Genomic DNA, 14,415 nt, shown 5'->3' on the forward strand with positions numbered 1-14,415 from the left:
AATGCGCCGGCGTTCCCCGGGGTTGCCGCCGGTCATGACAACGATCGGGCTCATCGGAAGCGGGAACATCGGCAGCACCGTCGCACGCCTGGCGATCGCCGGCGGACACGACGTGGTGCTCAGCAACAGCCGGGGCCCGGAGACCCTGGCCGGCCTGGTTGCCGAGCTCGGGCCGAAGGCCCGTGCAGCGACGGCGGCCGAGGCCGCGCAGGCGGGTGACATCGTCGTCGTGACGGTGCCGCTGAAGAACTATCGCGAGGTCCCGGTGGAACCGCTGCGGGGCAAGGTCGTCATCGACACGAACAACTACTACCCCGACCGCGACGGGCAGATCGCCGAGCTCGACGACGAATCGACCACCACCTCGGAGCTTCTGCAGGCGCATCTGCCGGAGTCGAAGGTGGTCAAGGGGTTCAACCACATCTTCTTCGTGCACCTGGCGGCCCTGGCCCGTCCGTCGGGCGCCGCCGACCGCTCCGCTCTCCTGATCGCCGGGGACGACGCGTCCGCCAAGAAGGTCGTCACCGAGTTCTTCGACTCGATCGGCTACGACGCGGTCGACGCCGGGGCACTGGCCGAGGGCTGGCGTTTCCAGCGGGACACCCCGGCCTACGTGACGCCGTACGTGGACAAGGAGAAGGGTTTCGACGGGCCGGCGGCGCCGGCCGGTGAGGCCGCGCTGCGGCAGGGGCTGGACGCGGCGAAGCGGTACCGCGACCTCTGACGCCCGGCGCCCGGCGGGGCGGAGATCCGGGGTCAGTAACCTTTTTCACCGTGTCCCGGATCTCCCGCTTAGCCCAGCTCCTCACCGACGTCCTGGCCCCGGCCCACCTCGTGACCCTCACGGTGCTGGTGATCGCCTGCTCGGCGTCGGGCCTGCTCGGGCCGGGGTGGCCGGCGGGTCGCTCATCCCGCTGGTGCCGCCCTGACGGTTCGCGTCCGGCGGTCGAACAGCGAAGGGCCTGATCCGGCGCACCGGATCAGGCCCTCACTCGCACCGCGGTCCTACTCAGGCTGACCGAGATCGAAGAACGTCGGCGTCCCGTCCCTGTCGTCCGTCGGAGTCGGCTCCACGGCCTTGCGCGCCGACTTCGCCGAGGCCAGGTCGGGTTTCGTGGCCTCGCTGAAGTCCACGATCTGCGTGTTGCCGTTGGGGATGCGGGCGATCATGCCGAACCGCGCCATCTGGGTGTCGTTCCAGCGCAGCGGGGTCGGGTCGGTCGCCAGCTTGTTCAGGAACACCTTCCAGGACGTCCAGGTGCTCGACGCCTTTGTGACCTCCGCGGTCCAGGCCAGATACCCGTCGGCGGAACGGGCGAAGACCTGCGCCGTGCCGTCCACCGGCTCCACCACGGCCGCGACCGGGCCGGCCGCCTTCAGTCCAGGCACCTCCTGGTACGTCTTCGGCCAGGCCCCGCCCAGGTCCTGCAGCTGGGTCATGACCGTGCCGTCCGCCAGCGTCACGAAAACCCGCAGGCGATCCTTGAACACGGCTACCTGCGGCGTCGCCCTGGCGTCCAGAGCGTCGGCCGAGGGCTTGCCGAGGCTGGTCCACGACGTGATCGCGACCCCCGGCGTGTACGGCGTGACGACGATCGTGCCCGCGGTCGTGCGGGCGAAGAGCTGCATACCGCCGGACGCGTCGGTCACCACCGTGGGCGCCTCGGCGAGGGTGGTGTTGACCAGTTTGGTCCACGGGCCGAACGAGCCGTTGGCCGCGGTCTGGGTCTGGGCCCAGAGAGCGCCGGTGGAGTTCACGCCGAACTGGACGATCCGGCCGTCCGCGACCCGCCCGCCGCTCGGCGTCGAGGAGATCGAACCGCCCAGTGCCGTCCAGGAACTCGGCCAGGCGCCGGTGGCCGCGCTGGTCTGGACCTTGTCCCAGCTCAGCGCGTTCGTGCGGCGCCCGACGATCGACAGGAGCCGGTTGGGCTGCTGCAGCATCAGGGGAGTGCCGGTGAACGTCTCACCGTCGGAGATCGTCGTGTACTCGGTGTCCCCGGCGTTGAGGATCTCCGGGTCGGGGATGTGCGCGTGCACGAGCTGACCGGCGTTGTTCGTGAACGACAGCTCGATCGGGCCGGGCACCGAGCTGTCGGCACCGGTGGCCTGGAACGCGGCGGTGCGGCTGTTGCTCTCCACGTCGAGCTGGGGCAGCGGGTCGGCGAACCAGCCCTCGAGCTCCACGTAGACGTTCACCGCGGCGCCGGAGACGTTCTTGATCGTGACCTTGCCGTCGGTGCCCGGTTTCACGGGCGCCATGTTCGACCGGGTGGCGCTGGCGATTCCGTTGGTCACGGCCGTGGCGGGCTCCGTGGTGCCGGTGGGCCAGGCCTTGACCGGCAGGGTGCTGCCGACGTCACCGGTGGCCGCGACGTGGACGTTCAGCAGGGCGGCCGCGACGTTCTCGACCGGAAGACCGTTGGCCCCGCCCACCTGGACGTCGGCCGAGGCGCCCGCGGCGAGAGGCTGCGGGCTGGTGCCGGAACGGGTGTCGTACAGGCGGCCGGAGTTCGACAACCGGTAGCCGGCGCCCGTGGTCGCCGAACCGGTCCAGTAACCGAACACATCGATGACGACGTTCACGGCGGCGGCCCCGGTGCTGTTGCGCACGGTGAACTTGCCACCGGACAGCTTCGCCGACAGGCCGGACGACGTGTTGCCCGACAGGTAGTTGAACGCGTTGCCGCCGGTCGTCGCCGTGCCCGGTGCCAGGAACAGCGTGCCGGTCGCCGTCGCACCCGCCACATAGACGTTCACATAGACGGCGCTGGCCGTGGTCGGCACCAGCGTGGTCGGGATCGTGATGGTGCGGTTGCCGCCGGCCGCGATCGTCGCCTGTGTCGTCCCCGTCCCGTTGCGGGTGTCGACCATGCGGGTCTGTGTCACGGGGACGAACCCGCCGGCACCGCTCGAGCTCGAGGTGGCCGTCGTGAAATACCCCTGGACATCGAGGATCACGTTGACTTCACCGGCGCTGTTCTCGACCGTGACCCTGCCGTCCGCGCTGACCGGAAGGGCCGAGGTGGTCGACAGGTTGGCGTTGGCCGCGAGCGAATGGATCACCGAGTCCGCCGACTTGGTGCCGTCGCTCGGCCAGATGCGGAGCACCATGCCTTCCGTCGGGCCGAGCACCGAGACGGTCGCCATGACCGCGGTGACGCCCGTGGCCGGGACACTGCCGACGCCGGTGACCTGGATCGTGGTCGGCGTCTCCTTCTGGAGCTTCCCCGCCTTGGGCACACCGACGACCGGGTCGCGGGTGTCCATCACCCGGGTGCCGGTGGTCAGCGAGATGTAGTCACCACCGCCGGAAACCGCGTCGGCACCGGCTGTCTCAGATCCGACGACCACCCCGGTGGCGGCCAGAACCGCAGCCACCGCCGCCGACAGCCAGATCCGCTTTCTCCCATGTTCTTTCCTGGACAAGGTCCACCTTTTCAACGAGCAGAACGTGCCCTCCCCGGAGGCGGGTCGAGCTCCCGAGGGTTCTGCTGGAGCGAGATCGGCACGGCTCTTCGGGCCGTATGAGGGCGCCGACCATCACCGGGCGTACGTGCCCGGAAATCTCGGGCATCAGGAGAACAGTTCGGCCACCCGGTCGAACGCCTCCGGCAGCGTGACCACATCAACGCGCCGCTGCCCGCGGTCCGGATCGATCCTCTCGACGCGAACCGTGCCGTCCGCCAGCGGGACAACGATCGCCACACGCCCCCGGGGGGTCCCCAGCGGAGCGTCGAAGCGCAGGGCGCCATGGCTCAGACCGGGAAAGATCTCCCGCAACCGGGTGTCCGCATACGCGGCCTCGACCAGCGGGCGTTCTTCCCGGCACCAGTCGGCGGTCAGGAGCTCCCGCCACTGAGCGGCGGTGGACTCGCCCTGCTCGTAGGCCCGGGCTCCGCTTCCGATCCAGACGAAGGGAAAGCGAGCGTCCAGATCCTCGAGAGAGACTCCCCCGCGAAAGTCGGCCAGGAATTCCACGAGAGCGTCGAGGTCGTCCGTCGCTCCCTCGAGAAGGACGATGCGGGATTCCGGAGCCGCACTGAACAGGAACTTTCGCTGGTCGGACGCCGGGGTCACGAATACCGGGCTGCGGCCCGTGTCGATTTCAGCCGTTGCCCTGAAGGCTTCTCCGGGGTCGCCCGAACGACGTGAGACCCCGATGTCCAGCTTCCGTTCCCGCGCGGCTCGGGCGATGGCCAGGTCAAGGCCGCCTGCGGCCACGACATCCCCGTAGAGGCCGGTCTCCAGCGGATTCATCTCGTTCGCCTCCCTGATCAGCAACCGCAGAACGGGTCGGCATCATTGATGAAGGGGCGAAGCCGGCCCATCGTGGACCAGTCCGGCTCGGCGACGCTGACCTGCCTCAGGCTACCTTCCTGGCGTGCGTAGAAGTTGATGGACGACCAGGAACGTTCACCGTTGGACACGGCCCGCGCTATCCAGTTCATTTCCTCTTCCGTGGCAAGGGGCTGGCCACTGATGTCCCCGCCCCTCGCCACCGCGGTCGCGAAAGTACCGGCCGGGTTGCTCTGCGGGCCGAGCCCGTCGAGATTGACGTGCAGACGAGCGTTGGTGTCGCGAATGGCAGCCTGCACCGGTGCCCGCCATTCATCGGGACTCATGTTCCCGAAGTGGCTGATGCCCTTGCTCTCGGCCCATTCGTACGTGCCACTCTGTTTCATACCCAGAGCAACATCGCAATTGTGAACCAGAATGTCGATCGATCCGGCGACCACGTAGTAGGTGTGGACGTTGTCGACGGTGAGGTTGTAGACCGTCTCGAATCGGGTCGTGGTGCTGCTTTCCCCGACTTCGACCGGCCCGTCGCGAGGGGCTGCCGAGGCGAGGTGATCACCGGCCTTCAGGTGGTCCGCGACAACCCAGCGACCAGGGCCGTCGGAGGCTACCTCCCCGGTGGACGCCGATTCGTCGGCGCGGACCCAGAACGGGTGTCCGGCGGTGGCGGTCAGAGTCCCGGTGGTCGCTCCCTCCGACACCTCGAGCGTCGTGAGGTCCTTCTGCCCCTGGCCGACGATGAGTCCCGTGACCGGCTCGTTCGAGGTCTTTCCAGTCGTCGGATCAGTGGCCAGGACCAGGTCACCGACCTCGACGTCCTCGATCGCCTTCGTGGAGCCGTCCGCCATACGAACGGGTGTTCCGGCCACGAAACTGTTCGTCCTGCAGCTCTTCCCCAGTTTGCCGGCACCCTTGAGAAGCCCGGCGGTGCCGGCGCCGACTGCCGCTGACGTGGCGACCTGCTGGAGATCGACGTTGCCGGTCGACAGGAACTGGCCGGTTGCGTCGCTCAGCCCCTCGGCCGCACCGGCACTGGCCATGACGCCGACGACCGACCCGGCTCCACCGGTGGCAACCGTGACCGCACCGGCAACAGCTCCCGAAACGGCACCAGTGGCGGCACATCCAGCAATCGAGCGGCCGGGAGCGCAGGTGAGGGCGCTGGTCACGGCTCCGCCGACGGCGAAGCCGGCGACGATGCAGGCCGGGGTTCCCACACCTCCGCTGGCTATCGTGCAACCGGCGGTGGTCAGGGCACCGGCTGCGATACCGAGGACCATGGGGGCTGCGGCCTGGGCTATTTCGCTGGCGGCGCTGATCGCGACGCTGACGTTGTCGAGTACGACTCCGGCTGAGGCGACGGCCTTCTGGTAGACCGCCGTGGTTGCCTTGGCGACGTCCTGGACCACGACCTTCGTGGCCTGGACCACCGCCGCGGGGAGTTTCGCGGTGGCGGAGACGACCTTCTTCATGCCGGTCAGGACCGGCTTCATCAGGGCCTTCACCGCCGGCAGCGGGTTGTGCTTGATCACTTGCGCGGCCGCGGCCTTGGCCTTCTTGGTCACGGCCTTGGCGTGGGCGATCGCGGCCTTCTTCGCCGCCTCGGCTCTCTGTTTCGCGTAAGCGGCTGCTGCTGCGGCTTTTTGCTTGATGTACGAGGCCGATTGGCTGACCTTGTTCACCACGTAGCTGATCGCGGCCTTACCGGTGTTGTAGATCTTCGCCGCGGCCTTCGCCACGTACTTCGCGGCCGTCTTGACCGCCGAGACCGCCTTCGACGCCACGTACGTGACGGCCTTCCACGTGTACGACGCCGCCGTGCGCACCGCACTACCCACCGTCTTCGCGGCACTGGTCACCGCACTCGAAACAGCCGAGGCGGCCTTGGAGCACCAGCCGCAGGAGGGCCAGTTGCCGTCCGGGTCGCTCAGGTCCATCGGGTCACCGGCGGCGTAGGTGTAGCCGTTGGCCAGGATGGACGCGCCACCGGCGTAGGTCTGCGGGTCACGGGAGTCGAAGCTGCCGGTCGCCGAGTTGTACCAGCGGTCGCCCATGTTCACTTCGTCGGTGTCCGGGTCGGTCCACGAACCCTGGTAGCCCAGGTGGTGCCCGGTACCGGAGGACGCGGTCTCCTGGCCCCAGGGGTCGTAGGCCTTGGAGTCGTCGAGCGTGGAGAGCGTGGTGTTCGAGGCCGCGAAGTTCGCGACCAGGTCACCGTGCTGGTCCTGCAGCGAAAGGCTCGTCGTGGAGCCGTTCTGGATCGCCAGCAACTCGTCGTACGCACCCCGGGCGTAGGTCTCGGTGCCGTCGGAGACGACGCCGTCGCTGGCGCCGGCGTAGGTGAAGGTGTTACCGCCGCGAGAGTCGATGCGGTCCAGGCCGTCGTAGCTGTAGCTGGTGCCGTCCTGGTTGATCAGCCGCTCGAACGCATCGAACGTGAACTTCTCCGTGTACCCCGAACTCGTGCGCCCCGACAGGGTTCCGTTCGCGGCGTAGGAGTACGTGTAGTCGCCGTCGGACTGGACCTGGTTGCGCTCGTTGAACGTCGAGGTCTTGTCCCCGGCCTTGACCCGGTTACCCGAGTCGTCCCAGCCGTACTCGGTGCTCTCCGTGCCGGAGTCCCACTTCGTCAACCGGCCCGCGTCGTCGTAGCCGTACGTGTTGGCGGCTGCGCCGGCGGTGCCGGTGGTCTTCTTGGAGATCATCCGGTCGTCGACGTCGTACCCGTACGTGATCGACGAGACCGTCTCCCCCGCCGAGTTCTTCAGCGTGTCCGACGTCGTGCGGCCCCGGTCGTCGTACTCGTACGAGCGCACCCGCCCGTACCCGTAGTCGACCTTCTTCACCGAACCCGACGCGTCATACTCAAGATTCGTCGTCGCGGCCTTCAGGCCGTCCTTCTCCTGGACCAGACGCCCCTTGTCGTACGTGAACGTCGCCGTCCCCGCACCATCGACGCGTGAGGTCACGTTGCCGTCACCGTCATAAGCGAACGACGCGCTACCCGAACCACCGGTGGCCGTGATCAGCCCACCCCGGTCGTCATAGCTGTAGGTGTTCGCACCGTTAGGAGCATTGACGCTCGTGACCTGCCCGAGCTGGTCGTACCCGTAGGTGTGGTCGGTGGTCGTGACCTCGGCCCCGGTGCCGGTCTCCTTCGTCATGCGGCCGGCCGCGTCGAACGTCCGGTTGCGCGTCACCCCGCCCGGCGCCACCAGTTTCACCGGGTTGCCGTTCACGTCGTACGAGACGGACCACGTGCGGTCGGCGGCGTTCGGGTACGCCTTCGTCGACGGTTCGACCGCCGACTCCGCCAGCCCCAGAGAGTTGAACGTGTAGGTGAAGTCGTTGCCCCGCCCGTCCGTGTACCGGGTCCGGTTACCGTTCGCGTCATACCCGAACGACGTCGTGATCGTGTGCGCATCACTCGTCGGCTCGGTCTGCTTCGTCAGCTGCCCCAGCGCGTCATACGTGTACGTCCGCTTCGTGCCCAGCGGGCTCAGCGCCTCCAGCAGGTTCCCGGCCGCGTCATACGAGTACGACTGCGTGCGCAGGATCTTCCCCGCCGCGTTCACGTCCGACTCCTGGGCGAGCTGCCCGAACCCGTCGTACGTGTTCTGCGTCGTACGACCCAGTCCGTCCGTCACCCGGATCGTGTTGCCCTGCTCGTCATACCCGTACTGCGTCTTCACGCCATTCGGGTCCGTCGTCGTCGTCAGCTGACCCAGCGTGTCGTACGTGTTCGTCGACACCGCACCCGTCGGCGACGTCGTCGTGGTCAGCCGGCCCGAGTCGTCGTAGGCGAACTTGGTCGTGTAGTTGTCCGCGTACGGGTACCGCTCCACCTGCGTCGAGGTGATCGCCCGGTCCAGATCGTCGTACGTCGACTGGACCTCACCACCACGCGGGTCCCTCACCGACAGAACCTCACCGACGCGGTTGTACGTGTAGTGCCACACCGCCCGGGTGTCATTGTCCGAGGTGGGCTGCGACTGCGTGATCAGCCGGTCGAGCTTGTCGTACACGTACGTCGTGTACGCACCGCGCGCGTCCGTCGCCTTCACGACGTTCCCGGCCTCGTCGTACTCCACCGTCGACGACGGCGTCACCGACGTGCTCGAACCCGGTGCCTTGTACGGCGTTCCGGTCTGCTTCACCACCCGGCCCAGCCGGTCGACGGTGGCCGTGGCGATGTTGCCCAGCGGATCGCGCGAGGCCACCTCGTCGTCGTACGTGTTGTACCCGGTCAGGACCTTCGACTTCACCGAAGCCGCCGCACCACCCACGTTCTCCGTGGACACCGCCGGCGCCGTCGACGAAACCCGCCGCGACATCTGGTCGTACTCGTACGTACTCGTGAAATCAGCAGCCGACGCACCCGCCACGTTCCCCCGCGGATCGGTCTGCGCCACGACCAGGCCACGCTGGTCGTACTTGTACGTGCTCGTACGCGACGGCGCCGCCGAAGCGTTGTTGTCCACCACCGACTGCGCCACCTGCCGACCGGCCGTGTCGTAGTCGAACGTGACGGTCTGACTGAGGCCCAGAGAAGGCTGCAGCGAGTTCGACGTCGAGCCGGTGCTGACCGTCTTCTTCACGTTGCCGGCCAGGTCATACGTGTACGCCGTACGCCGCATCACCCCCGACGGGTTCTCGACCTCCGTCGCCACCTGCCCCGTCGCCGTATACGTGTACTTCGTGACGTCCTTACCGTCCGAGGACGCCTCGGTCAGCACGTTCCCGGCCCCGTCGTACGTGTTCGACGTGATCACCACATCGCGCTTCGAACCGTCCGCGTTGTGGAAGTCCTTCAGCGTCAACGTGTTCAGCGAGTTGTCGCGGTTGTACGCGTACTCCAGCGTGCGACCCATCGCATCCGTGTCCGTCAGCAGACGCCCACCCAGGTCGTACGTGTAGTTGTGCAGAATCAGGTACTCACCCGTGTCCGGCGCCTGGTCCGGATCCCCCTGCCAGTCCCACAACCGCACCTGCGCGATAGCGCTGCGCGCGGTGTACCCGTACTCGTACCTGCGGCCCTTCGCATCGACCACACTCGTACGGTTACCCAGAAGGTCGTACTCGTAGGAGATCTCGTTACCGACCGCGTCCTCAGTCTTGAGGATGTTGCCGTGATCGTCGTACTCGAACAACGTCTGACGCGGCTCGTCATTACCCTGCAGATCCTCGACCCGCGTCGCCACCGCATTGCCGTTGCCGTCATACGCGTAACCCGTACGCCGCTGATGCTTCACACCACTCACGGCATCCGTCATCACCGGCTCGGTCATCGACGTCATCCGCGACAACGCGTCATACCCGAACGTCGTGGTCACCCCACCGGGGTAGGCATCCGAAATCTCGGTCTCGGAGGCCTTTCGCCCCAGGACGTCGTACGCGTACTTGGTAACGAGGCCAGAGGGCTCGGTGACCTGGGTCAGGTCACCGAAGCTGTTGTAACCGAACTTCGTCACCGCGCCGAGCGGGTCCGTGCTCGTCACCGGAAGGCCGACCGGAACCGTGCCACCGTCGGTCGAGACCTGACCGCCCGTGGAGTACGTGTTCTTGACGACGCCACCGTCGGGACTCGTCTGCGTGGCCAGGTTCCCGCCGGCCGCATAGGTGTAGGTGGTGCGGTAGGTGTTGTCCTTCGCATCGGCAGAGCGCCCGTCGCGGGTCTCGACGACCAGGTCGTTGCGCGGGTCGAACTCGTTCGTGATCGTGCTCGGGTAGGTCGAGTACTCGGTGTGGCAATCGGCGTTCGACGTCTGGCAGGTGGTCGTGGAGACCGTGTTGCCGCGGGCGTCGTACCCCAGGCGGGTCGTGTTGCCGTTCTCGTCGGTGATGGACGTCTGGTGACCGGCATCGTCGTAGCCGTAGGTGCGCACGCTGAGGCCTTCCAGCGTGTAGAACACCGGCCCCGTCGCCTCACCGGGCACCAGCACGCAGAACACCGGGTCTCCGGGTTCGGGCTGGGTGCAGTTGTCCTCACCGTCGTCGGTCGGTTCCGGCACCGGCGTGGGTTCGTACTGCGAACTCATGGCCAGGCCGGTGGGCATACCGGTGCGCAGCACCTGACCGGTCAGCGCGTCGTACTCGTACAGGTACGGCGCACCGTAGGCGTTGCGCACCTGAACGCTGCGGCGCAGGTCGCTGTCGTCGCCGTAGACCATGGGCTTGCCCACGGTCCAGACGCCACCGTGGGTGTCCGTGTACCGCGAGACCCGGTCGCTCGAAACGTCATAAGCGACATCCACTCCCGTCGCGCCGTTCGGCAGCACGATCCGGGTCAGGCTGCTGGCCGCCGTCCTTGCGAAGCCGTAGTGGCTCTTGACCGCAGCGGAACCGAGCGGGTGGTCGTAGATCGCCACCTCGTCCACACTGCCGTTGAAGTACTTCCGCGCCGCCGAACCCCAGCCCGGCCAGGAAGCCGGTGTGGTGGCGTAGGCGGCACCGACCTGGTTGAACGCCAGCGTGTCCTGTGTGATCGCAGCACTGAGCTTGCCCACAGAAACGCCGTCGAGGTACAGCGTGCTCACGTTGCCCGAGGCGCTCAGCACCGCGTGGTGCCACTGCCCGTCGTTCACCGTGCCGCTGGTGGTGATCGGCGCGATCGTCCCGGTCGAGAACTGGCCTCGCAGCTTGCCGTCCGTGCCGACGTACAGCGTGGGCACACCCAGCGTCGACGTCGCCGTGAGGTCCTTGTCCTGATAGCCCAGCAGCGGCCCGTTCGAGGTGGTCTTGAACCACAGCTCGACGGCCTGGTTCACACTGCGCCGCACCGAACCCTTGGGCAGCGCGACCGAACTGCTCGTCCCGTTCAGCGTCGCCGCCGTGTCCGGCGAACCCGCGATCGCACCGGCGGATTCCAGCGTCGCGGCGTTGTACGTTCCCGAGTCCTTGCCCAGGTTGACCGCGATCTCGCTACCGACGTCCGGGTCCCCGGAGCTCTCGCCCAGGCGGTAGTACGACTCCGGCCGGTCTTCCAGAACCGCCGTGCGGTAGTGCGAACCGTCCGCGTACGTGTACCCCGTGCAGACCTCGCCCGGGGCGCAGGCCTTCGTCAGCAGGTCGCCCTCGTACGTGTACGTCCACGTCAGCGGCTTGCCGTCGACCGGGTCGGTGCTGACCGAGGCAACGTGCGAGCCCGACCAGGTGAACGTCAGCGTGCGCTCGGTGCCCTCGACAGAGGTGTTCGGAACCGACTGGGCCTGCGTGAGGTGACCCGACGCGTCCCACATCAGTTCGACGGCACGGCCGAAGGAATCGGCGATCCTGGTGAGGCGGCCGCCGGCGTCGAAGGTGTACTTCGCTCCCCCGCGGTCGGTGAGCGTCCAGACCTTGGTCGATGCGTTCTGCGTCAGCGCCGCGATGCGCCCGGTCGGCGCCGCGTACGTACCATCAGCGTTACGGCCGAAACGCACCTGCCGGCCGTCCGAATAGGTGACGACGACGTTCCCGCTGCCGTCGTCGTCCGGCACGACCTGCATGTCGTAGACCGTGGTCCACCCGGCACCGAACATCCCGGTGCGCCGCGGGTCGAGGCTGTTGTAGGTGCGCAGCACGTTGAGCGCGGGCCCGGTCACGACGACCGGGGCGTCCATGGACGACGTGGTGTAGTTGCCGACCTGCGGGTCCACATCGAGCGAGGCGTCGGCATTCGCCGAACCGGACACGTTGGCCGAGACGGCCGGCTGCGGAACCGTGGTGAACAGGTCGGCCTTGCCCTCGGTGGTCACCGAGCCATTGGCGTCCTTGACCCACGCCTGCCACGTGTAGTGCTTGCTCCACGCCAGCGTCCCGGACGGCAGCGTCCACGAGACCTTGCTGCTGTAGTCCCGCACCGCACACGCCGGAGCGGTCTGCCCCTCGTCCGGGACCTCACAGACCTGGAACTTGTAGGTCAGCGCCGAACTGGCCGCGTCCACGTCCATGGCCTGCGCCCACAGCTGTGGGGCCAGCGTCGGCGACTCGTACCCGTTGTCCGGGTAGAGCTGCTTGACCACCGGGGGGACGTTGTAGACGGCGAGGTTGATCCGGATCGGCTCGACCTGGTAGTCGGTGAACCACAACGGCTTCTGCGGGGTGTTCTTCACCATCGAGAAGTCGAGGAAGTACTGTCCCTGCGGCAGGGCCTTGATCGTGGCGCTGATGGTGGTCTTGGCGCCGTGGGCCACGTTGCCGCTCAGCGTGCCGGTCTTGACCTGCTTGACGGCCTTGCCGTCCTTGTCGTAGACCCGGTAGCCCAGGTAATACGTTGAGGGAGTCCAGGTCTCGGAGCCGGTGTTGGTCACCTGGACGGAGACCTTGCCGTCCTGGTTCTGCAGCACCGTCGGCTTGGGCACGGCGTTGGTGATCTTGTACGACGCGTCGTAGGGGCTGTGCGTCACGTACAGGCGCGGCGCGTTGGCGGTCCCGATACCGGCGATGCGCTTCCAGGCGCTGGAGTCGCCGGCGGCGGCGCGCAGGCTGATGCCGTTGTTGGCCTTGCCGTCGGCCCAGCCCTGCACGAGCTTGTTACCCGCATCGCCCAGGTCGTAGGTCGTGGCCTTGGTCGCCGGGCACGCCGAGCTGGTCTTGCCCTGCGCGATGTACCCGTACGCGAACGACTTCGAGCCCAGCTTCGCACCCGTGCTCGGGCCCGGGTAGGAGTAGCCCGGTCCCGCGCTCCAGGACTGGTCCACCGCGTACACGTTCAGCGGACGCGCCTTGCACGAGGGAGCGTCATAGCCGACCAGGCTGAGCTGCACCCCGTAGATCGTGTGGTCCTGCAACGCGGAGACCATGTCGTTGAACTTGACGTACGCCGCCGAGTTCGAGCCGTCGAGGTAGCCGACGGTCATCTCCTGCGTATTGGCGCTCGAACTCGACCCGCGAACGGTCATCGAGGAGTCACCCGGACTGTCCCGCACCGGAAGCTTCACCGCGACACTGGGATCAATCATCACCGGGAACGCCCGGTCGGGATCAGCCAGCCATTTCTCATCGATCGTGACGGTCAGCACCGAACCGTCGAGCGCATAGGTGACCGCGTCGGACTGCGTCGGCCCGCGCGCGGACGTGCCCGCGTCGACCATGTAACCGGCCGGGATCCGCGCCCTCTCCCCACCCTGGGCGTCCGTCAGCACCACCGCACCATCGTCCAGCTGCGCCGTCAGGCCCTTCAGGTCCAGGTCAAAGGCATACGAAGTCGGAGCCGAGGACGACTTGAGCACCAGGGTCTCTTTGGCGCCGGTCCCGGTGGCGGCGAGTTTCAGGTCGACGTCCTCGAGAACATCCGCGTACGTGACCTCGGAGCCGTTCGTCACCCCGGCACTGGTCTTCGCGCCGCGCAGGCCGTAGCTCAGGGCGTGCTCGTCGTCGATCGTGACCGAGGCCAGAGCCTGGGCGTTCGCGGAGGCCGCGAACGTCGTGCCCACCGGGTCGGCCGCCGCCGCCAGCTGCGATCCCTGCTTCTCCAGCGTCGTGTCGACCGACTCCCACGAACCGTCACCGGTCTGGAAATTGGCGACGCCGCTGGAGAATTCGGTGGTCTGCGTCCCGTCGGCGTTCTGGTAGACCTTCTCGCTCGCCGAACGCTGCTCCGGCAGCTCGACGCTGGTCTGCGGGTCGAAACCCTCCACCGGCTCGGCCCCGGCCGCCTCCACGACCTTCGCCGTGTTCGCCGTGGTGACCGACGCGTCCTCAAACGTCTGCAGCGGATACCGACCACGCCGCGACTGCGGCACCGTCGTGTTCTGCTTCTGCCCCTCCCCCACCGACACGTCGGCAGCGCTGCCCCAACGCTGCTCGGGAGCGTCCGCCGCCTCATGACGGATCTTCTTGGCCACCGCCTGCTGGGCGATCGCCGCCGACGGCGAGATCGTCGAGAGCAACAGCGGCACACCGGCGATCGCGAACAGCACACCGGCACGACGACGCGAACGGACGCCGTCCGGGCGCGACTGACCGCCGTCCGGGCGCGACTGACCGCCGTCCGGGCGCGACTGACCGCGGGCAAAGAGAGACCAGGACAAGGGAGAGACCTCGCTAAAGGGATTTACCACCGAAAGCCCACGAAGCATCACACGCAGGGTGAAGGGGTGTATTCATCCCAAATACCGATTCACAGATCGACCG

Annotated in this window: 4 protein-coding genes; 1 reads left to right on the forward strand and 3 read right to left on the reverse strand. The window is 67.6% G+C overall.

From position 1 onward, the window contains the following. The first annotated feature begins 34 nt into the window (after positions 1–34). Positions 35–724, forward strand: a complete 690-nt coding sequence (locus tag J2S57_RS31820) for an NADPH-dependent F420 reductase (protein WP_307249696.1) — start codon at positions 35–37, stop codon at positions 722–724. A 281-nt stretch (positions 725–1,005) separates the two neighbouring features. Here J2S57_RS31820 and J2S57_RS31825 read toward each other — a convergent pair whose 3' ends face one another. The 3 genes from J2S57_RS31825 to J2S57_RS31835 form a co-directional block, all read right to left on the reverse strand. After that, positions 1,006–3,381 carry a DUF8189 domain-containing protein gene (locus J2S57_RS31825; protein WP_307249697.1) on the reverse strand — a complete coding sequence of 792 codons (2,376 nt, stop codon included), beginning with the start codon at positions 3,379–3,381 and terminating at the stop codon, positions 1,006–1,008. 195 nt (positions 3,382–3,576) lie between these two features. Next, positions 3,577–4,260 (reverse strand): DUF6193 family natural product biosynthesis protein, encoded by a 684-nt coding sequence (locus tag J2S57_RS31830; protein ID WP_307249698.1) that lies wholly within the window; start codon positions 4,258–4,260, stop codon positions 3,577–3,579. A gap of 17 nt (positions 4,261–4,277) precedes the next feature. Continuing rightward, the gene (locus J2S57_RS31835) at positions 4,278–14,312 is read right to left on the reverse strand and encodes a LamG-like jellyroll fold domain-containing protein (RefSeq protein WP_307249699.1); all 10,035 of its coding nucleotides are present in this window, start codon (positions 14,310–14,312) and stop codon (positions 4,278–4,280) included. Positions 14,313–14,415 lie beyond the last annotated feature (103 nt).

The organism is Kineosporia succinea, assembly GCF_030811555.1.
GTDB lineage: Bacteria > Actinomycetota > Actinomycetes > Actinomycetales > Kineosporiaceae > Kineosporia > Kineosporia succinea.